The organism is Hymenobacter canadensis (assembly GCF_027359925.1).
In the GTDB taxonomy this organism is placed as follows: Bacteria; Bacteroidota; Bacteroidia; order Cytophagales; family Hymenobacteraceae; genus Hymenobacter; species Hymenobacter canadensis.
This window is the reverse complement of the sequence record NZ_CP114767.1, coordinates 3,674,575-3,695,473: the sequence shown is the minus strand read 5'-3', so window position 1 is coordinate 3,695,473 and position 20,899 is coordinate 3,674,575. Positions and strand designations below refer to the sequence as shown.

The window sequence follows — 20,899 nt, the reverse complement described above, 5'->3', positions numbered from 1 at the left end:
TTACTCAGCTACTCAGTTACTCGATTTAGAGGCTCCAGTACTGCATATCCTGCACCTTGCCGCGGAACAAGCCCTTCAAATCTACCAGCACGGCGTTGTCGCCGGTGATGGACTGGAAGTAGGCTTCGTTGTGCTGGGTGTAGGGCTGGTGGCTGACGGCCACGATGACAGCGTCGTAATCGGTGCGCACCTCGGCGGCGGGCGTCAAGCGGAAGCCGTACTCGTGGTGCAGCTCGTCGCTATCAGCATGCGGATCCACGATGTCCACGTTCACAGAGAAGTTCTTCAGCTCCTGAATCACGTCGGCCACCTTGGAGTTACGGATATCCTCCACGTTTTCCTTGAAGGTCGCGCCCATCACCAGCACCCGGCTCTTGGCCACGTCCTTGCCCTTCTTGATCATCATCTGCACAGTTTTCCGTGCGATGTAGGCGCCCATATTGTCGTTGGTAGTCCGGCCGCTTAGAATCACCTTGGCGTCATAGCCCAGCTCCTTGGCCTTGTAGGTGAGGTAGTAGGGATCCACGCCGATGCAGTGGCCGCCCACCAGACCGGGCGAGAACTTCAGGAAGTTCCACTTGGTACCGGCGGCTTCCAGCACCTCGTAGGTGTTGATGTTCATGCGGTCGAAAATCATCGACAGCTCGTTCATCAGCGCAATATTCACGTCGCGCTGGGTGTTTTCGATGATCTTGGCGGCCTCGGCCACCTTGATGCTGCTGGCGCGGTGCACGCCAGCCGTTACCACCAGTTCGTAGGTCTTGGCAATTTCCTCCAGCGACTCATCATCGCAGCCGGCTACCACCTTCACGATGCTGGCCAGCGTGTGCTCCTTGTCGCCGGGGTTGATGCGCTCGGGCGAGTAGCCCACCTTGAAGTCGCCATTGGCGAAGCTCAGGCCCGAATGCTTCTCCATCACCGGAATGCAGTCTTCCTCGGTGCAGCCGGGGTACACGGTGCTTTCAAACACCACGTAGTCGCCCTTCTTCAGCACCTTGCCTACCGAGGAGGACGCGCCAATCAGCGGCTTCAGATCGGGCTGGGCGTGCTCATCGATGGGCGTGGGCACGGCCACAATGTAGAACGTGGCTTCGCGGAGCACGTCCAGCGAATCAGTGAACGTGATGTCGCAGCCTTCGAAGTCCTTGGCTTCCAACTCGCCGCTGGGGTCCACGTGGTTGCGCATCATGTCCACGCGCTTGGCGTTGATGTCGAACCCGATAACCTGAATTTTGCGGGCGAATTCGAGGGCGATGGGCAAGCCGACGTAGCCGAGGCCGATAACGGCCAGCTTGGCCTCTTTGCGAAGTAGTTGCTCGTACACGATTGGAATCTTAGGGACGTAAAGTCTTGAATTTCGGAGTTTTGAAAGCTGGTTGCCAGCAGGAAGCAGGTGCGGTCAGGAATCGGGGCTAATACGCGAAACCCGGCCTTCGGTTAGCATGTACTGCTCGCCGCTACCGGAGCAGACGGCCCGGTTCGCGGCATCAAACACCAGCCGGTGGCCCTGCTCGCTCATCCAGCCGCGCTGCCGCGCCGGGTTGCCGTAGGCCAGCGCATAGGCCGGCAGGCTGCGCGTCACGACGGACCCGGCACCTACAAAAGCGTATTGGCCCAGCCGCACGCCGCACACCACGGTGGCGTTGGCCCCGATGCTGACGCCGCGCTCCAGCACGGTGGGCTGGTACTCGTGGCGGCGCACCACGGCCGCCCGCGGGTTGAGCACGTTGGTGAATACTGCCGATGGCCCGATGAACACATCGTCGTGGCACTCGACGCCGGTGTAGAGGCTCACGTTGTTCTGCACTTTCACGTTGCAACCCAGCGTCACGCCGTCAGCCACAAACACGTTCTGGCCCAGGCTGCAGCCTTCGCCCAACGCAGCGCCCGCGCTTACGTGGCAGAAATGCCAGATCCGGCTGCCGGCACCGATACGGCTGCCCTCGTCGAGGACGGCGGTAGGGTGCGCGAAATAGGCAGGGGCATCAGTCATAGAGGGTACGCGGTTCGGCGGGCAAAGGTAAGGCTTTTGCAGATGTGGTACAGGCTCACATTTGGGCCGAGCCGTAAACGGTAGGTGGTAAGCCACAGGCTTCTAGCAAAAACCGCCGGTGAGGCAAGCAGACGATCTGGCCGCAAAATGGCGCTAACTGCTACTTACGCCACCTTTTCTCGGCTGGCTCGCACCAGCCGCTGCTTGCCAAATATATCCGGCCGGGCCACGGCCTGCGTGTAGTCAAGGCCAGTAAGCAGGTCCAGCGTCTGGGAGGCATATTGCTCGTTGATTTCGAAGTAGAGCGCCCCTCCCGGCCGCAGCAGCGTGGTGCCCAGCTCGGCAATGCGGCGGTAGAACAGCAGCGGGTCGTAGTCGGGCACAAACAACGCGGTGGCGGGCTCGAAGTTGAGCACGTTGGGGCGCATCAGGGGCCGCTCGCTTTCCAGCACATACGGCGGGTTGCTGACCAGCACATCTAGGCTGTGGGGCTCCACAGTGGGGGTTTGCGTCAGGATATCAAGCTGCTGGAAATCGATTTCGCAGCCGTAGCGGCTGGCGTTGCGGCGCGCCACGGCCAGCGCGTCGGCTGAAATATCCACGGCCACGGTGCGGATGGGCTCCAGCGCCTGGCACAAAGCCAGCGGAATACAGCCACTGCCCGTTCCCACATCCAGCACCGACAGCGCCGAACGGTGGCGCTGCTCCTCAATGATCAACTGCACCAGTTCCTCGGTTTCGGGGCGCGGAATGAGGGTAGCGGGCGTCACCTCCAGCTCCAGCCCGGCAAAGTGAGCCACGCCCAGCACATATTGCATCGGCTCGTGGTGGAGCAGCCGCGCCTGCAGGGCCGGCAGCTGGTCGGCCACCTCCGGCGGCACGGGCGCGTCGGCCTGCATGCGGCGCTGCAGGGGCGTGAGCTGCAGCAGGTGCTCCAGGATCTGGCCCGCTATGCTCCCTGCTTCCGAAGCCGGATAGATGGTTTCCAGGGCAGAAGAGAGGTCGGCAGTGAGCTGGCGGAGCGTGGGCATGCCCCAAAAGTACGACCAAGTGCCCGCTTCGGCCGCCCGCCGCCCCAATCGGACTCACCGGGCAGAGCGGCCGGCCAAATTCTATACCGGGCCGGCGCGCCATCAACCGGACGCTTCGCGCTACTTTCGCTTTTCCGCACCTCCACCACCCCGCCATGCCCGCTTCTCCCGACTTCGACCTGCTGATGATGCGCCGCGCCCTGGACCTGGCCCGCCTCGGCACCGGCTACGCCCGCCCCAACCCGCTGGTAGGCTGCGTTATCACCCACGAGGGCCGCATCATCGGGGAGGGCTGGCACCGGCAGTACGGCGGCCCCCACGCCGAGGTGAATGCCGTGGCCGCCGTAGCAGACCCGACGCTGCTGCGCCACAGCCGCGCCTACGTGACGCTGGAGCCCTGCGCCCACCACGGCAAAACCCCACCCTGCGCCGACCTGCTGATTGCCCAAGGCATTCCGGAAGTGGTGGTCTGCAACCTCGACCCCAACCCGCTGGTGGCCGGGCGGGGCCTGGAGAAGCTGCGGGCGGCCGGCATCCGGGTGGAAACCGGGGTGCTGGAAGCCGAGGGCCGCTGGCTGAACCGGCGCTTCTTCACGTTTCAGGAGAAAAAGCGGCCTTACGTGGTGCTGAAATGGGCCGAAACCGCCGACGGCTATCTGGCCGGGCCCTACTTTCAGCCGGTGGCCATCAGCGGCGAGCTGGCCCGCGTGGCGGTGCACCGCTGGCGCAGCGAGGAGCACGCCATCCTGATCGGGACGCGCACGGCCCTGCACGACAACCCCCACCTGAACGTGCGCGAGTGGCCCGGCCCCGACCCCATCCGGCTGGTCATCGACAAAAACCTGAGTTTGCCGCCCACGCATCACCTGTTCGATGGCCGCCAGCCTACCGTAGTGTACACGTACCGCGAGCGGGCTACCAAAGACAACCTGGGCTTTGTGCGGTTGTCGGAGGCCGAAGACCTGTTTCCGCAGATTTTCAGCAACCTGCACCAGCGCAACGTGCAGTCGGTGCTGGTGGAGGGCGGGCCCACGGTGCTCAACTCGCTGCTGAAAGACGGCCTCTGGGACGAAATCCGGATTCTGCGCAGCGCCCGCCGGCTGGGCGGCGGCGTGGCGGCCCCCAGCCCCGGCCTCTGCGGCATGCGCCAGCACACCCGCCTCGGCGACGATGAGCTGTTTGTGTACGTGAATGAGCGGGAGCAACCGAACGGATAGCCCACGCAGTTGGTTTTTGCCCCAACCTATTTCCCGTTTGCCTCGTCTGCTGTTACCTCATTGCCTCCCCCATCCAACCCAACCCAACCAAATGGCTGAAGAACTCGCCCTCGACACCACGCTCACCAAAGCCGCGCAATACCGCCAGCTCCTACCCCAGATCGAAGCCCTGACTGCTGGTGAGCCCGACCTGACCGCCAACCTGGCCAACACGGCCGCAGCGCTGCGGCAAGCATTCGGCTTCTTTTGGGTGGGCTTCTACCTCGTGAAGGGAGAGGAACTGGTGCTGGGGCCGTTTCAGGGGCCGATTGCCTGCACCCGCATCCGGCACGGCAAAGGCGTGTGCGGCGCCAGTTGGGCCCAGGCCGCCACGCTGCTCGTGCCCGACGTGGAACAATTCCCCGGCCACATCGCCTGCAGCTCGGAAAGCAAGTCGGAAATCGTGGTGCCGGTGTTGAAAGACGGCCAGGTGGTAGCGGTGCTGGATGTGGACAGCGACCAGCTCAACGACTTCGACTACGACGATCAGCGAGCCCTGGAGCAGCTGATGCAGGTAGCCGCCACTTGGTTTTAGGTCCGACTGGCTATGCGCAAAGTTGTTCTATACATCGCCACCAGCCTCGACGGCTACATTGCGTCGCCGGATGGCTCCGTAGAATGGCTACCCACTCCTCCGCCCGGTGAGGACTATGGCTACGCCGACTTCCTGGCCACGGCCGATGCCACGCTGCTCGGCCGGGCCACCTACGAGCAGGTGCTCATGCTGGGTGAATGGCCCTACCCCACCCTCACCAACTACGTATTCAGCCGCAAGCCGTCCACTGAGTCGCCCGAGCCCTCAGTCCAGTTCGTTAGCACCGATCCGGTGGCGTTTGTAACACAGTTGCGGCAGCAGCCGGGTGGCACCATCTGGCTGATTGGCGGTAGCACGCTGGCGTTGCTGGCCGCGGGCCTCGTAGACGAGTTGATGCTGTTTGTGGTGCCGCGCCTAATTGGGGCCGGCATTCCGCTCTGGCGCCTGCAGGACCGTCCGCAGCCGCTACAGCTATTACACACCCAAACCTGGCCCGATGGCATGACGTTACTGCACTACCGTCTGGCTGACGTATTGAAAACAGTGAACTGACAATTGAGGTAAGATTTATCTCCTTTTCAGAAAACGGAATAGATTCGTGGCCCGAACTATTCCGTTTTTTTATGCTCTTTTCTATTCATTTATCCTTTCTGACTGCATTACTGGTGGGTTTTACCCAACCGCTGTTGGCCCAGCGCGCCCTCACCGGCACCGTGCACGATGCCCAGGGAGCAGCAGTGCCTTTTGCTGTAGTGGAGCTACCTGCTCGCCACTTAGGGGTGCAGGCTAATCAGGATGGGTACTTTTCACTGCCGCTGCCTACTGACCTCATCCCTGCCGATTCGCTGGTTGTTTCGGCGTTGGGCTTCCAGCGGCGGCGGCTGATACCAGCCACCGCAGCGGCCCGATTGCAGTTGCAGGCGTTGCCAGTGGCTCTAACGGGCGTAACCGTGCACGCCGCAGCCACTCCGCCCCAATGGTTAGGTCCCGAAGAGGATACGGATCGGTTTGGGTTCAGCCAGAATGGCCTCTCGCTCGAAAAAAATACGGGTTGGCAGATAGCCCGGTATTTCCAGCCGACGGCCACCGGTTACCTCACTGGAGCCCGGTTCTTTGTAAAAGCCGACGGCGCGGGTAACTGCGACAAATCGCTGCTGAAGACCCCATTCCGCGTTCGGGTGTACACGGCCGACGGCCCCAACGGCGGCCCCGGCACCGATTTACTGACGACCTCCGTACTGGCATCTGCTACCAAAGCCGGCTGGGTCACTGTAGACCTGAGGCCCTACAACCTCGCTTTTCCGGCTCAGGGCGTTTTCGTGGCAATGGAGTGGGTGTACACGTCCGACCAGTTCCTGTGCTCATACCAATATACGCAGCTACTTACCAAAGACAAGAAGACGGGCACCCGCTACGGGCAGTCGTTGGGCGGACGACTCACGACCCAAACCCAAACGTGGTACTACACCATTGTCTACGGCTGGCGGAAGTTTCAAAGTCGGAACCAAACTGGTCAGCTGCGAATCGGCGACGCCGCCATTCAGGCCCAGTATATGCCCTGACGTGACGAATGCTACTGATCACCACGCAAAACGGCCACCCCGTATACTGGGGCGGCCGTTGACGTTTTTACGCCGGAATAAATCAGTGCAATCCGGAAAATCCGTGATTAAAAGAGGCTGGGCGCATTGGTTTTAAGCTGCGCCACAATCGTCTGGCCGCCTTTCACTTTCTCGCCTATCTGCACTTTCACTTCGGTGTCGATGGGCACGAAGATGTCGACGCGGGAGCCGAACTTGATGAAGCCGAACTCTTCGCCCTGGCTTACCTCGTCGCCTTCGTTCACATACCACACAATGCGGCGGGCCATGGCGCCCGCAATCTGCCGGAACAGCACAAACGGGCCGGCCTCCGACTCTACCACCACGGTGGTACGCTCGTTTTTGGTGCTGCTTTTGGGGTGCCAGGCCACCAAGTAGTTGCCGGGGTGGTACTTGAAGTAGCGTACGATGCCCGAAATCGGGTTGCGGGTGATGTGCACGTTGATCGGCGACATGAAGATGCTGATCTGCTTGCGCATGTCGTCGAAATATTCCGGCTCGAACACGTCCTCAATCACCACCACTTTGCCGTCGGCGGGTGCAATGATGAGGTCTTCGTGGGTGAACAGGCGGCGGGCCGGACTCCGGAAAAACTGCAGCAAAATCAGAAACGCCACCACCGAGGCACCGGCAAAAATCTGGTTGAACAGCAGATTGCGCGCATTCACGCGAAACAGCAGCAAGTTGATGGCCAGCAAAGCCAGCAGCGTAAAAAATAGTATCCGTCGCCCTTCTTTGTGAATCTTCATGAATCGCTGGTTTGCGATGATTACGTTGGTTTCGCCAACTCAGCCGCCTTTCGGTCACTGATTTGCGCAAAATGGCCTGAAACAACAAATTCAGGCGCTTCTTCTCTGAACAGGTATCGGCCGGTCTTCGCTCCCGAAAAATAAAATATTCCTGGCCGGACTACACAAAGATAGCCCGAGCCACCGGGCCCGGGCTATCGGAGAGCAAATATAATACGCGCCGCGACAACAGCCTCGCGCGCACCGGCCTGGCCGGTTCTGCCCGGCTTAGAAGCCGCCGCGGAAGCGGTAGGTCTGGGCCACTTTGTCGATGGCTACTACGTAGGCCGCGATGCGCATCGGGATGTTGTACTTCTGGCTGGTCTGGTACACCTTCTCAAACGCGTCGGACATGATCCGGTCGGCGCGCTCAGTCACCATTTCCTCGGTCCATTTGAAGCCCTGGCGGTTCTGCACCCACTCGAAGTAGGAAACCGTTACGCCGCCCGAGTTGGCCAGAATATCGGGCACCACCATGATGCCTTTCTCGTTGATGATGGGGTCGGCGGAGGCCGAAGTCGGGCCGTTGGCGCCTTCCACAATCAGCTTGGCCTTGATGGCGTGGGCATTGTGCTCGGTGATGACGTCTTCCACGGCGGCCGGTACCAGCACGTCCACGTCGGAGGTCAGCAGGTCGTCGGCGTTGTCCATGAGCGTGGCACCCGTGAAGCCGTCGAGGCGGCCTTTATGAGCGTTTTTGTAGGCCACGGCCTCATCGATGTTGATGCCGTTGTCGTTCCAATAAGCGCCGCTCACGTCGGATATGCACTTGATTTTCACGCCCTGCTCGCTGAGCAGCTTGGCCGCCCAGGAGCCTACGTTGCCGAAACCCTGCACGGCGGCCGAAACATCCTTGGGATTGAGGTTCAGCTTCTTGAGTGCCGCCAACGCCGAAACCATCACACCACGGCCAGTAGCCTCGGTGCGGCCCAGTGAGCCACCCATTACCAGCGGCTTGCCCGTCACGACGGCCGGCGACGTAGCGCCTACCGTCTTGCTGAACTCGTCCATCAGCCACGCCATTTCGCGCGGGCCGGTACCCATATCGGGGGCCGGAATGTCCTTATCGGGACCGAAAACGTCTTTCAGGGCCAGGGTGTAGCCGCGGGTGAGACGCTCGATTTCGCCGGCGCTCATGCTGGTGGGGTCGCAGATGATACCGCCCTTGGCGCCGCCGTACGGAATGTCTACCACGGCGCACTTCCAGGTCATCCAGGCCGCCAGGGCCTTCACCTCGTCGAGGTGCACGTTTTTGTCGTAGCGGATGCCGCCTTTCGAGGGCCCCAGGATGGTGTTGTGCACCACGCGGTAGCCTTCGAACACGCGCACTTTGCCGTTGTCCATCGTCACGGGAATGTGCACGATAACCTGCTTGTCAGGGGCTTTGAGTACGTCGTAGGTTTCTTCGTCGAGGCCGAGAATCTCGGTGGCCACGTTGAAGCGCGACATCATGGACTCGAGCGGATTTTCGGCATCTACTCTAGGGGCCGGTTCTTTGTACACCGTGGTGGCAGCCATGCGGAGTGGGGTTTGGGGGGTGGTGGTGGGGATAACACAGCCGGTTTTGCGGGGGATGCGCCGCCAGCTATGCGGGAATTATGGCGTCAAAGGTAAACGGTTTACGTGGAGTTGCGGGCGAGTGAATTTTGGTAGCTGAGCGCCTCGCCGCGGCCCGCTACAGTTTGCGCAGCCGGAGGCAGAGCCGTTCAACGGCAACGGCCAGCCTTGGGTGAGGCTGGCCGTGGAATAAATCTGCAGAAACAGGAAAATCAGCCCCAAAGCAGCTGCAGCAGTGCCAGCACCGGCAGAATAAACAGGAAGGCATCGAACCGATCCAGCAGGCCGCCGTGGCCGGGCATGATGCGGCCGGAGTCCTTCACGCCCACGCTGCGCTTAAGCATGGACTCGGCCAGGTCGCCGAGGGGGCCGAAGATGGCTACCACGCCAGCCGCCACGAGGCGGTAGGTGAGCGAGAGTTCGGGCAACAGATAGCCCAGCGCCCAGCCCATGCCCAGCGTCAGCAGAAAGCCCCCGATGGCGCCTTCCCAGGTTTTGCCAGGCGAGATTTTGGGGGCCAGCTTGTGCTTGCCGAACGTTTTGCCGGCCGCATACGCGCCGGTATCCGAGGACCAGACTAGGAACAGCAGGGCCAGCACGCGGCGGTAGTCGTAGCCGGCTTCGGTGAAAGCCACCACGTTGAGCAGACTCATAGGCAAACTCACGTAAAGCAAACCCAGCAGCGCCACGCCTACGTTGGAAAACGGTGAGAAGTCCTGCTTTTCGCGGGGCCAAGCGGCCATTTCGCGCAGGATGAGGATGGTGGGTAGCAGCAATAGCAACCCAGCAGCTACTACCGAAAACAGGTTTCCGTAACCGCGGAAAGCTATTGTATCCAGCTTGGTAGCACCTTCCACCTTCATCAGGAACAAGGTGAAAAACAGCCCTACACTTAGCCCGCCGCCTAGCAGCGCGGCGGGCTTGTAGCCGGCTTCGCGCATCATGCGGTAGAACTCCCAGAGCATCCGCATCTGCACGGCTCCGAAGAACAGGGCGAACGTCCAAGCGCCGTACCAGATGCTTCCCAACAGCATGGCGGCCCCAATCAGCCCGAAAACGACCCGCTGCGCGAGGTTGGACATGGGCTTTTTACCGGGCGCGGCAGGGTCGGTGGGGGCAGTGGCAACGGTATCGGACAAGGGAGGTAGCGTAAGGGCGGGCGGGGCGCGCCAGGATCAGGAGGGAGAGAGAAACGGGAGTGGCCGGGACGCTACCGCGTGGTATCGACGCCGTCGTGGCTGAGGGTACGGGCGGCGGGGGGCGGAGTTGTGGGCCGCGCAATAGCCTTGCCGCCGCTGCCCAGCGTGTGCATCTGGGTAGGCAGCGGATCGGGGCGCAGCTCGCGGGTGCGCTTGTAGAGCAGCCACAGCACCGCCCCGGTCAGCAGCAACGACAGCACCTGCCACCACCACGGCAGTGCGTCCGTCGATTCGGGGTCGAAGCCGGCCCCCTTCAGGGCGCCGCGCTGCTGGGCGTAGAGCAGGATGATCTGGAAGGCATTCTGGGTGAAGTGGGCCGCCATGGGCACCAGAATATTACCGCTCCACTCATATAAGTAGCCCAGCACCAGCCCCAGCACGAAGCGCGGCACGAAGCCGAAGAACTGAAAGTGAATGGCGCTGAACGTGGCCGCCGCCAGCCAGATGCCCACGTGGCGCGAGCCGGTCCACTGCACTAGGTTGCGCTGCACCACGCCCCGAAACACCAGTTCCTCACTGATGGCCGGCACCACGGCAATGACCAGCAGCCCCACCACAAACCGGGTGGGCGTGCTGAACTGGGTGAGGTAGCGCGTCAGGTCCTGGGCGCGGTTTTCCATTTCGCGAGCCCCGGCTTCCCACCCTTTCAAAAAGCCGGGGAAGTGAGCGCTGGCGTTCCACTCAATCAGCCCCGACATGAACGGCACGCTGAGCAGGATGATACCGGCGGCGGCCAGCAACCAGTCCAGCGGCACTGGCCGGCGCGGCGTGAAATAGTCGGCGAGCGAGTAGCCGGTGAGGCGCGGCAAGGCCAACGCGGCCCCGCCAAAACCGATAAACAGCAGCATGCCCTGGCTGAGCATCGACACACCCCAGCCCTGCGGATGGCCCGAGGGCTCCTGCGTGACGTTGCCGATTTCGCGCAGCCCCACGCCGAAGAATAGGTTGCTGAATACGGCCATGAAGAAGCCGGCCACGCAGAACGCCAGCAGCATCAGCCCCACCAGCAACAGCAGATTGGCCGCCGGGTGCAAGCGGCTGGATACGAAACCTTTCATGGATATTTGGTGCTTAGGTTATTCTCTGTCATCCTGAGCTTGCGAAGGATCCTGTCACGTCAGCACGAAACCGTTCGGTAGTATCCCTGATGTGATAGGATCCTTCGCAAGCTCAGGATGACAGGCTGCTCAGGATGACAGGGCTTTGTCAAGTTCCTACGTCGTAAATTTGCGTAAAATCCGCTAACTCCCCTACCCGTGGTCTACATCCGCGACATTGCTTTGCCCGATTTCCCGTTGCTGCTCGCGCCCATGGAGGACGTGTCGGACCCGCCTTTCCGGGCGGTCTGCAAGGCCAACGGGGCCGATTTGATGTACACTGAGTTCATCTCCTCGGAAGGCCTCATCCGCGACGCCGCCAAAAGCCGCAAGAAGCTCGACGTGTTCGACTACGAGCGGCCCATCGGCATTCAGCTATTCGGCTCCGACGTGGAGACGATGGGCGAATGTGCCCGCATCAGCACGCTGGCCGGCCCCGACCTCATCGACATCAACTACGGCTGCCCCGTGAAGCAGGTGGCCTGCCGCGGTGCCGGCGCCGCCCTGCTCCGTGACATTCCGAAGATGGTGGAAATGACCGCCGCCGTGGTGCGCAATACCCACCTGCCCGTGACCGTGAAAACCCGCCTCGGCTGGGACGACGACACCAAGAACGTGGAGGACGTGGCCGAGCGCCTGCAGGACATTGGCATTGAGGCGCTTACCGTGCACGGTCGCACCCGCGTGCAGATGTACAAGGGCGACGCCGACTGGCGCCTGATTGCGGCCATCAAGAACAACCCGCGCATCAAAATCCCCATCTTCGGCAACGGCGACATTGACTCGCCGCAGAAAGCCGTGGAGTACAAAAACCGCTACGGCGTGGACGGCGTCATGATCGGGCGCGCCAGCATCGGCTACCCCTGGATTTTCCGGGAGGTGAAGCACTTTGTGGCCACCGGCGAGCTGCTGGCCCCGCCCACCGTGGAGGAACGCGTGAACATGTGCCGCATGCACTTCGAGAAGAGCATCGAGTGGAAAGGCGGACGCGTGGGCATCTTCGAGATGCGCCGCCACTACGCCCAGTATTTCCGCGGCCTCGAAGGCGCCAAGCAGTGGCGCATGCGCCTCGTCGAAACCGACTCCGTGGACGAAGTACACGCCATCCTCAACGAAATCATTGCCGCCGAGCCGGTGCTGGTGGGGTAGTTTTTTGTCATCAGAACGTCATGCTGAGTTTGCCGAAGCATCTCTACCGCAGTGGTAACCATAAATTACTTCGGCGGTAGAGATGCTTCGGCAAGCTCAGCATGACGTTTTTTCTTTACTCCGGCTCCGCCGGATCAAGTTCCTTTCCTTTCCCATGCCCACCCCTCCTGCCCCGGCCGTTGCCACTGCCCCCACCCTGCCACCCATAGCGCCGCCGCCACCGCAGCGGATTTCAGCTTCGGCCTGGGGGCTGCTGGTGGTGCTGGCCAGCATTTGGGGCACGTCGTTCATTCTGATGAAGAAAGGGCTGGTGGTGTTTTCGGCTATGGAGCTGGGGGCGGCGCGGGTGAGCATTGCGGCGCTGTTGCTGCTGCCGTTTGCGCTCCGCAATGTGCGCCGCGTCGATACGGGGCGCTACAAGTGGCTGCTGCTGAGTGGCGTGGTGGGCACATTTTTCCCGGCCTTTCTTTTCGCCTACGCCGAAACCAAGCTGGCCTCGGGCCTGGCCGGGGTGCTGAATGGCCTGACGGCGGTGTTCACGCTGGTGGTGGGCGCGGTGCTGTTTGGGCAGAAGCTCACCAGCCTACGGGTGCTGGGTATTGCGCTGGGCCTCGTGGGCACGGTGGTGCTGATGCTGCTGGGCGGCAGCGGCGGCGCAGCCACGCCCTCCGGCGACTCCAATGCCTGGTACGGGCTCTACATCGTGGCCGCCACCATCGGCTACGGCATCAGCGTGAACGTGATAAAGCAGCACCTGCACGGGCCTTCACCGGTGGCGGTTACCAGCCTCACGTTGCTCAGCATCGGGCCGCTGGGGCTGCTGTACCTGTTTGGCGTCTCCGATTTCATGCACAAGCTGGCCACCGTGCCGGGCGCCTGGACCGCGCTGGGCTACATTGCCCTGCTGGCCACCATGAGCACGGCCGTGGCCATGGTGCTCTTCAACAAGCTGATTCAGCAGAGCACCACGCTTTTCGCGGCCTCCAACACCTACCTCATTCCCATTGTGGCCCTCACCTGGGGCGTGCTCGATGGCGAGGCATTCAACCTGTGGCACCTGCTGGGCATGGTCATCATCCTGGCCGGCGTGTTTATCATCCACCGGGCGAAGTGAGTGATGGGGTGATGAAGAACGTCATTCCGAGCCTGCGAGGAATCTCGCGTGCTGACGTTGTGATGGTATTATTTACCACACTAGCGAGATTCCTCGCAGGCTCGGAATGACGTTCTTCATCACCTTTTAACTCAAAACCCTACCCGCACGCCGAACTGCACCCATTTGTGGCAGCGGGCACCGTCGAACTCTGGTGAAATCTGCACGGCGGAGGCTTCCAGGCGCACGCCCGCGTAGCCAAGACCGAGAGTGGCGGTGCTGCGCGCTACCGTGCGGCGGATGGCGCTGGCGGGCAGCGTGTAGGGGTTGTCGGAGCGGAGCAGGCCGCCCTGCAGGGTGGCGTCGTAGCCGATGAGGCGGCCTTCGAGCTGGCCTTCGGCGTAGAGTTGCACCCGGCGCTGGCCGGTGCGGGTGGCCGGACCACTCACGCCCAGGTTGTCGAAATACGGATTGAGCAGACCCACGCGCAGGCGCGCCCCGGCCCCGGCGTAGGTGTAGAGCGTGCCCAGCGAAGCCCCGGCCGAGCCGATCAGCTCGGCCCCGCGCCCGACGGCCAGCAGCTGCTTTTCGGCGTGCGCCTCGTAGCCCAGCACCAGATCGTTGCGGATCTGGTAGTCCCAGCCGCGGGGCGTGGGCGAATCCAGCCACTCGTGCAGCTTGGTCTGGAAGCCCTTGGCCCCCGCCGCCGGCCCCATAAAGCCCAGGTTGAGCGCCGTCGTCAGCCGAAACTTGCGTGCTGGCTGGTTGGCGATGCGCAGGAAGTCGGCGTACCAATACGAAGCATACGGCCGGTCGCCGACCCGGATGAACGGGTCCTGGATGCGTAGCGGTGTGAAGCCGTCGTAGTGCAACCGGATGCCGTGGTAGCGGGTGCTGCCTGCCGGCACCGGGCCTAATATGCGGTTTACGGGCGAGCGGCTAAGCCCCGGCAGCACCAGCATGAGCGTCTGGCCCTGGGTGAAGTAGTAGTCGGAGCGGAAAAAGGCGTCGTTGGCGAAGGTGTAGTACACCAGCCGGTCGGGGCTGGTTTGGGCGCTGTCCAGGCGCTGGGCGCAGACAACACCGGGAAGAAGGCAAAGGACAGTAATCAGAAGAGCGCGCATCAGCAGGAATACTTTCCGCTACCTACGCAGCAACCCGCACTTCGGCCTTGCCACCCTATGGCACGGACTTCAGTCCGTAGCCCGAAAACGTTGCCCGACCACGTTGCGCGGAATATCCGGTGCAGGCGGGCTACGGACTGAAGTCCGTGCCACAGAGGGGCTACTCGGGCAAATAAGGCCAACTATGAAACCGCTCGGGCAGTCTCAGGCGCTGCGGGTGAGCCAGCAGATACGCTTGCAAGCGGCCCAGCTCGGCGTCATCCAGCACGGGCAGCTCGTGGAAGCCGGGCTGCCAGAAGTCGGCTTCGGGCGGGAGCTGGGCGCGCAGCAGGCGGCGGGCCTGGGCGGCGGTGCGCTGGTGCAGCAGCTCCACGGTTTTGTAGAGCGAGAGGCCCGCGCCGGACGGCAGCTGCAGCACGGCGTGCAGGTGGTTGGGCAGCAGCACGAAGCAGGGCACCCGCAGCCCCTGCTCCTCCAGCATCAGCAGTTCCCCGACTACGGCCTCCGCCACTTTTTCCCGGGCCAGATAGTCGGGCCCCACCGTGCGGGCGTCCAGCAGCGCATCGAAGCCAGCGAAAAACACCTTCTCAGCCCGACGGTGGGCCACCTGGGCGTCGGCTTCGGTGGCGGCACCACGCGCCGTTTCCTGGGCGGCAATGCGCTGGGCGTGCAGCTCGCGGCCGGCCCGCGCCGGCACGGAGCCCGCCAGACGCAGCGTGAGCAAGATGGTTTCGGCAGGTGGAAGCATACGGTTTTAGCCCGCAGAGGGCGCAGAGGTTAGCGCAGAAGACGCAGAGCTGTTCTGTTAGCTGATCGGCTTCAGTATCCCATTAACTTCCACCAGCTCTCCCCGCTCCAGTAGGCCGGCCAGCACCGGCTCCAGTTGCTGGCGCATTTCCTCGCTGAGGCGGGCGAAGCCGAGTAGCCGCACGGCTGGCAGAAACACTGCCTCCCGAGGCAGCGCGAAGCTTTGCTCGACCACCGTGCGCAAAGCCAGGGCCAGCTCTTCGGGGGCCACATAAAGAAGTTTGCGCGAGATGGCCGGCAGCTGGCTCCGGTCGCGCAGGGCCGGATGCTGCATAGCCGGGGCCCAGAGGAAGTCGCCTTCCCGGCGCAGGTAGTGCAGGTTCAGAGCCAGCAGGGCAGCATCCCGGCCCACTTTGCGCAGGCGGGCGCCTACCTGGCTGGCTCCGCTGGCGTTGGCCAGCCGCCGGGTGGCCTCCTCGATATGAATAGGGCTTTCCACGCCTACCACCACATTCAGCCAGTTCACCACCTGGCCCAGACTGTACTGGTGCAGCTCCTGCTGCCGGATGGTATCGGGCAGCAGCGCCACCTGGTAGGGCACCACGGCCGGGTTGCTGTCGGGCGCAATCGGCTCTTCCCGCGCCAACTCAACTGGCTCGGGCAGCAGTACTTCGTCGGGTTCGTCGGGCTCATCGAGGGCAGCTAGGCGGCGGGCTTCTTCGATGGCCTGCACGGCCCGCTCGGTTTCCCGCGCCGGGTCCCGGAACCAGTCGGTGCTCCAGATGCGGTGCAGGCGCCAGCCCACGGCCTCCAGCACCTGCTGGCGCAGCCGGTCCCGGTCGCGGGCCGAGCGCGCCGAGTGGTACATGGCCCCGTCGCACTCAATGCCCAGCACGTAGCGGCCCGGCTGCTCGGGGTCGACTACGGCCAGATCGAGGTAGAAGCCCTGGCTGCCGATCTGGGGGCGCAGCTGGTAGCCGCGGGCCGAGAGGGCGCGGTATACAGCTTCCTCGAACGGCGACTCCATTTCGCGGCCGGTTTCCTCGTTCTGGTTGAGGCGGCCGTGCTGGGCGAAGTTGAGGAACGTCTTCAGCGCCGCCACGCCCCGGGCGCGGGTCCGGCTCAGGTCCAGGTCGTCGGCCGTGAGGTTAGTAAAGACTTCGCAGCGCTGCTTGGCGCGGGTAATCAGCACGTTGAGGCGCCGCTCGCCGCCCTCCCCGTTCAGCGGCCCGAAGCTCATGCTCAGGTAGCCGTCTTTGGTGCGCCCGTAGCCGATGCTGATCAGAATCACGTCACGCTCGTCGCCCTGCACGTTCTCCAGGTTCTTGATGAAGAACGGCTCGTGGCGGTGAGCGGCAAAGAAAACCTCGGTTTCGGGGTGCTGGCGGCGCAGCACTTCCAGCGCATCCTGGATGGCCTGCCGCTGCACCGTACTGAACGCCACCACGCCCAGCGTGAGTTTGGGCGTAGTGCGGGCGTGGTGAAGGACAGCGGCGGCCACGGCCTGCGCCTCCAGCGGGTTGGTGCGGGTGGTACCCCGTTCGTAGTGCGTTTCGGGCAGATGGTGGTAAAGCAACCCGAGCTGGCCCTTGCCGCCGGGGCTGGGGAAAATCACCAGCTTATCCTCATAAAACAGGTGGTTGGAAGCCGCAATCAGTGACTGGTGCAGGCTGCGGTAGTGCCAGCGCAGCATCCGCTCGGGCATCTGGCGGGCCTTGCACAGCTCGAGAATACTCTGGATGTCGGCCGTCACGTTTTCCTCGTCGGCGGCCTCACCGGTGCCGGTCAGCGAGTCGAAGAACGAGGTAGGCGGCAGCTGCTTGGAGTCACCGACCACCACCAGTTTCCGGCCCCGCGCCACCGCACCCAGCGCATCCACGGGCTTCACCTGCGAGGCTTCATCGAACACTACCAGATCGAACTCCACGGCGCCGGGCGGCAGGAAGCTGGCCACCGACAGCGGCGACATCATGAACACCGGCTTGATGGCCTGCACCACCCGCCCGGCCCGCTGCATCAGCTGGCGAATGGGCAGGTGGCGGGTCTTTTTGGCAAACTCGTTTTTGAGGATGCTCATCTGGCCGCCGGCCGTGGGCAGCAGCGGGTTGGGCAGGTTGTCGAAGTGCCGCGTCATGGCGCGGGTTCGGTTATGGTGCAGGCTGGCGCGGTCGGCTGCGCGGAACTGCGCGGCCACGTCCTCGTGCCCGGCCCGCTCGAACTGCGGCAGCGCCGGGAACTGGTTGTAAGCCAGTCGCTGCAGATATTCCAGCCAGGTTTGCCGCACCGTTGCCACCAGATACTGCGCAGCGGCGGGCCAGGTTTCGGCCAGGGGCAGTAGCTCCGGCCGGCCTTCCGTACGAACCACGGCGGCCACGTTGTTCCACTCCAGCGCCATCTGCAAAGCCGGCACGTCGGCAGCCCAGGCGGCCAGCAACGCGGCCTGGGCCGGCAGTGGCTGCGCTACCAGCGGGCCAGCCTCGCCAAAGCGGCGGGTTTCGTCCAGCGCCAACGTCGCCGCCAACGCCGGAACAGCCCGTTGCTGATCAGCCAGGGCAGTTTCCACAGCCTGCGCGGCAGCGGCCAGTGCAGCAGGCAGCGGCGTGGCTGCCAACCACGTGCGGAGCAGCTCCGCTTGGATGGTGAAGGGCTGCTGCCCCCAGTCAGGCGGCAGCCCGAACAACGATGGACCGGGCACTGCCTTCCCTATTGCCTGCTCTACTTGACTCAGTTGTTGCAAAGCAACGGTGCAGGCGGATACCTGTGCGGTAATATCATCGGCGCGGGGCGTAGCGGTTGCCCAGGCAGCCAACGCAGCTGCCTGCACGGCAAATGAAGCTTCGGGCAGATGATTCGTGAGACTTTGCGGCCGATCGGCTGATGGCTGGCACGCGGCTACGGCTTGCCGCACCGCCTGCTGGTGCCGGTGCAGGGCCGCTTTCAGAGTTGCCAGCGGCTCACTCAGTGCGGCGGCCTCCGGGTTGGCAGCCAGATAAGGCAGGATGGCAGCGGGCAGTTGCTGCCGGGTCAGCAGCTGGTGCGTGTGGGTAAGATAGTCGGCGACACGCAGCAGGGACGGCCAGTCAGAGGCTTCGGCTTGCCAGCTCGCACCAAACAACCGGCCAGCCAGTGGACTGACTTCCTGCAGATTCCGGTTGTGGCGGGCAGCCTCGTGGATATCATCGATAACGGCCATAACCTCGGCGGCCGAACCGGGCAGGGGCTGCCGCCACAGCTGCTGCAGGCGGCGGCGGGCGCGGCGGTAGTCGCCGCTCAAAAAGCGCCACCACTTGCTGCCGGTGGTCAGCAGCACGGCCCGCTCGGCGGCCAGATCTTGGTCCCAGGCTTCGGGCAGCAACGTGGCCGCGTGGCGCTGGCGCAGGTCGTTGAGGGTGGCGGCGGCCTGTTGGGCGGCGGGCAGCGGGCTGTTGGGCTGCTGCCAGAAGGCGTCGGCAACGGCCACACCGGGCAAGGGCGGAGCCAACGCGGCATGCTCGGCCAGGGGCAGCAGCGCAGTGGCCGTGGTGTAGTCGGGCGGGGTGGGTACGCCCAGCAGCCAGGCTATTTCAGCGGATGCCGTCTGCACCGCGCCAATGGCCGCTTCGGCCTCACCCGAATGGGCTACCAGTGCTTCGCCGTGCCGCTGCCGGGCCAGGTTTATCAGGGGTTCGGCGGTGGTCCGGCCAGTGGGTTTCGGTGCCTGCAACAGGCGGGCCAGCCCGGAGGCGGCAGTCTGTAAAGCTTCTACGGCTGTCACAGCTGCCAACTGGTGGGCAGATTCGGCTTCCCGGTGCGCCTGCTCTGCCACGGGCCGAAACGCCGCCACAGCGGCGGCATCGGGCGGCGCGGGCACGCCCCCCAGCAGCGCGGCCAGCGCGGTGCTGGTATGCGCCAATTCCTCTACGGTCTGGCGGGCAGCGGTCAGGCGCGCCACCAGCGCCTCCTGGTCGGCAGGCAGCAGCATGGTGAGGCCGGAGCCCCAGAACAGCAGCTGCGGGGGCGGCCCGATTTTCTGCAGGGTGGCCTGCAGGCGGCCAGCCAGCACCTCGGCGCGGGTGGCGTCGGCGTCGGTCCAGGTGACGAGGTCAGCGAAGGGCGGGCGCGGCAGCAGCTGCGTGCCCACTTCCTCGCGCAGGGCCAGCAACGCCCCGGCCACTTGCTGTGCGGTGCGGCGGCTGCGGCCCAGAGGGGCATTCACAGCCAGCGCGTAGCGGTTCAGCTGCTCGCGCAACGGCGGCAGCTGCGCAATCTGCTCATCCAGTACGGTGGACGCAGCCGGGCGGCCCAGGGCCAGGGTAGCGCGCAATTCGTCGTGGAGGCTTTTCTTGTTGGCCTTGTTGCTGTGCAGCTCCAGGCAGGCGGCGCCTAGCCCCAGCGCGTCGAGGCGGCGCTTAACTACTTCCAGAGCCGCCATCTTCTCGGCTACAAACAGCACTTTCTTGCCCGCACCAATGGCCTCGGCCAGCAGGTTGGCAATGGTCTGCGACTTCCCAGTGCCGGGCGGACCCTGAATGACGAGGTTGCGGCCTTCCTGCACGGCCAGCAGCGCCAGCAGTTGCGAGGAGTCGGCATCGAGCACTTGGTGCAGCTCGTGGGCCGGGCTGTCGGTATCCAGAAACGCCCCTTCGCCCACGCTGGGTGGCGCGTCATCGAAGCCGGCTTCCTGGTCGAGGAGCGAGCGGATGGCCGGGTGCGTCAGCAGCTCGGAGGTACCGTCGGCGCTGGTGGGCCAAGTGCTGGGGTCCAGGTCGCGGTAGAGCATCAGCTTGCTGAAGGAGAAGAAGCTCAGCGCCACGGCATCGGCTTCCACGCTCCAGCGGCTGCGCCCGGCCAGGGCCGCCCGTACCGCCTCGAAATACTCGGGCAGCGGCTGGTTATCGGGGTCGGGCAAGGGCAGCAGGATGCCGAAATCGGCCTTCAGGCGGGCCTGCAGGCTCAGGTTGCCTTCCACCTCGGCGCCCGAGTAGGTGATCTTAAAACGCTCGCCCACAGTGCCGCGCTCCAGCACCACCGGCACCAGCACCAGCGGAGCCCGGCGCGGCTCCGGGCTGCTCTCGGCCTCGTACCAGCTGAGTTGGCCCAGAGCCAGGTACAGGATATTGACGCCGGTTTCCTCCAGGCTGGTGCGGGCCGTGTAGTAGGTATTGAGCAGGCGGGTTTCCAGCCGGGCCAGCGGCTCGGCGGTCTGCAGCTTGTTATCGGTCAGCAGCGCCTTCTGCTCGGCCTCAGACAGCTCTACCGGCGGATGATCTTCCAGGTAGTCCTCCAGCGACGAAGCCACTTCCGCCGTAGCTTCGTTGGGTTGGGTGGCAGTTGCTGGCGAGGCGGCTGGCTCCGCATCAGGAACCTTGGTGGCTTCCGCGCCGGATATTGCGTCAGTCTGCGGCTGCGGCTTTTTTCGGGCCGGCTCGGGGGCGGCCGAGAAGTACATAGTTTTGCCCTGGCGCACCAGAATATCGAGCACCTGCGCTGATTCTTCGCGCACTACGGCCACGCCCTGGGCCTTGGAGAGGCGGAAATTGAGCAGCGGGTTGCGCATCCCCAGGTCGAGCAGCTCCTGGCGGGAGGCTTCGAGGCGGGCAGCAATGGAAATGGCAGCTACAGATGAATCAGAAATCGAATGCATAGCAGATAGCGGTAAACGTGTTTAGCTTTACCCATCATCAAGTATAGCGGTAAACGCCCTGCGGTGCAAGGAAAGGCCCGTCATCACAGCCTATCTGCTGTTGGCG

16 protein-coding genes are annotated in these 20,899 nt (G+C 63.7%); 6 read left to right on the top strand and 10 right to left on the bottom strand.

Annotated elements, in window-relative coordinates:
* Nucleotides 1-25 precede the first annotated feature (25 nt).
* The 3 genes from O3303_RS15865 to prmC form a co-directional block, all read right to left on the bottom strand.
* The gene (locus O3303_RS15865) at nucleotides 26-1,324 is read right to left on the bottom strand and encodes a nucleotide sugar dehydrogenase (protein ID WP_269559360.1); all 1,299 of its coding nucleotides are present in this window, start codon (nucleotides 1,322-1,324) and stop codon (nucleotides 26-28) included.
* A 75-nt stretch (nucleotides 1,325-1,399) separates the two neighbouring features.
* A complete protein-coding gene (locus tag O3303_RS15860; protein ID WP_269559359.1) occupies nucleotides 1,400-1,993 on the bottom strand; it encodes an acyltransferase in 594 nt (197 codons plus the stop codon).
* Nucleotides 1,994-2,157: 164 nt separating this feature from the next.
* Nucleotides 2,158-3,024: a peptide chain release factor N(5)-glutamine methyltransferase gene (gene prmC, locus O3303_RS15855; RefSeq protein WP_269559358.1), complete on the bottom strand. Its 867-nt coding sequence runs from the start codon at nucleotides 3,022-3,024 to the stop codon at nucleotides 2,158-2,160.
* 155 nt (nucleotides 3,025-3,179) lie between these two features.
* Here prmC and ribD point away from each other — a divergent pair, with 155 nt between their 5' ends.
* The 4 genes from ribD (at nucleotide 3,180) to O3303_RS15835 (ending at nucleotide 6,377) form a co-directional block, all read left to right on the top strand.
* Entirely contained in the window at nucleotides 3,180-4,241 is a 1,062-nt protein-coding gene (ribD, locus tag O3303_RS15850; RefSeq protein WP_269559357.1) for a bifunctional diaminohydroxyphosphoribosylaminopyrimidine deaminase/5-amino-6-(5-phosphoribosylamino)uracil reductase RibD, read from the top strand.
* Between the two features lie 91 nt (nucleotides 4,242-4,332).
* Complete coding sequence (locus O3303_RS15845; RefSeq protein WP_269559356.1) at nucleotides 4,333-4,815, top strand: GAF domain-containing protein; 483 nt, start codon at nucleotides 4,333-4,335, stop codon at nucleotides 4,813-4,815.
* A gap of 12 nt (nucleotides 4,816-4,827) precedes the next feature.
* The gene (locus O3303_RS15840) at nucleotides 4,828-5,367 is read left to right on the top strand and encodes a dihydrofolate reductase family protein (RefSeq protein ID WP_269559355.1); all 540 of its coding nucleotides are present in this window, start codon (nucleotides 4,828-4,830) and stop codon (nucleotides 5,365-5,367) included.
* A 113-nt stretch (nucleotides 5,368-5,480) separates the two neighbouring features.
* Nucleotides 5,481-6,377, top strand: a complete 897-nt coding sequence (locus O3303_RS15835) for a hypothetical protein (RefSeq protein WP_269559354.1) — start codon at nucleotides 5,481-5,483, stop codon at nucleotides 6,375-6,377.
* A 107-nt stretch (nucleotides 6,378-6,484) separates the two neighbouring features.
* On the opposite strand, the gene O3303_RS15830 is transcribed toward O3303_RS15835, so the two are convergent.
* The 4 genes from O3303_RS15830 to O3303_RS15815 all read right to left on the bottom strand — a co-directional run bounded on the left by O3303_RS15830 (nucleotide 6,485) and on the right by O3303_RS15815 (nucleotide 11,018).
* Entirely contained in the window at nucleotides 6,485-7,165 is a 681-nt protein-coding gene (locus tag O3303_RS15830; RefSeq protein ID WP_269559353.1) for a phosphatidylserine decarboxylase family protein, read from the bottom strand.
* Nucleotides 7,166-7,432: 267 nt separating this feature from the next.
* Entirely contained in the window at nucleotides 7,433-8,722 is a 1,290-nt protein-coding gene (locus O3303_RS15825) for a Glu/Leu/Phe/Val family dehydrogenase (protein ID WP_269559352.1), read from the bottom strand.
* 251 nt (nucleotides 8,723-8,973) lie between these two features.
* Nucleotides 8,974-9,900, bottom strand: a complete 927-nt coding sequence (locus O3303_RS15820; RefSeq protein WP_269559351.1) for a phosphatidate cytidylyltransferase — start codon at nucleotides 9,898-9,900, stop codon at nucleotides 8,974-8,976.
* Nucleotides 9,901-9,971: 71 nt separating this feature from the next.
* The gene (locus tag O3303_RS15815) at nucleotides 9,972-11,018 is read right to left on the bottom strand and encodes a CPBP family intramembrane glutamic endopeptidase (protein WP_269559350.1); all 1,047 of its coding nucleotides are present in this window, start codon (nucleotides 11,016-11,018) and stop codon (nucleotides 9,972-9,974) included.
* A gap of 198 nt (nucleotides 11,019-11,216) precedes the next feature.
* On the opposite strand from O3303_RS15815, the gene dusB reads away from it, so the two are divergent.
* Both dusB and O3303_RS15805 read left to right on the top strand, forming a co-directional pair.
* On the top strand, nucleotides 11,217-12,206 hold the full coding sequence (gene dusB, locus O3303_RS15810) for a tRNA dihydrouridine synthase DusB (protein ID WP_269559349.1): 990 nt from the start codon (nucleotides 11,217-11,219) through the stop codon (nucleotides 12,204-12,206).
* Between the two features lie 154 nt (nucleotides 12,207-12,360).
* A complete protein-coding gene (locus tag O3303_RS15805) occupies nucleotides 12,361-13,320 on the top strand; it encodes a DMT family transporter (RefSeq protein WP_269559348.1) in 960 nt (319 codons plus the stop codon).
* A 131-nt stretch (nucleotides 13,321-13,451) separates the two neighbouring features.
* Here O3303_RS15805 and O3303_RS15800 read toward each other — a convergent pair whose 3' ends face one another.
* The 3 genes from O3303_RS15800 to O3303_RS15790 form a co-directional block, all read right to left on the bottom strand.
* Complete coding sequence (locus O3303_RS15800) at nucleotides 13,452-14,423, bottom strand: lipid A deacylase LpxR family protein (RefSeq protein ID WP_269559347.1); 972 nt, start codon at nucleotides 14,421-14,423, stop codon at nucleotides 13,452-13,454.
* Between the two features lie 160 nt (nucleotides 14,424-14,583).
* A complete protein-coding gene (locus O3303_RS15795) occupies nucleotides 14,584-15,171 on the bottom strand; it encodes a hypothetical protein (protein ID WP_269559346.1) in 588 nt (195 codons plus the stop codon).
* Nucleotides 15,172-15,228: 57 nt separating this feature from the next.
* Nucleotides 15,229-20,793 carry a DUF3320 domain-containing protein gene (locus O3303_RS15790; protein WP_269559345.1) on the bottom strand — a complete coding sequence of 1,855 codons (5,565 nt, stop codon included), beginning with the start codon at nucleotides 20,791-20,793 and terminating at the stop codon, nucleotides 15,229-15,231.
* Between the last annotated feature and the right edge of the window lie 106 nt (nucleotides 20,794-20,899).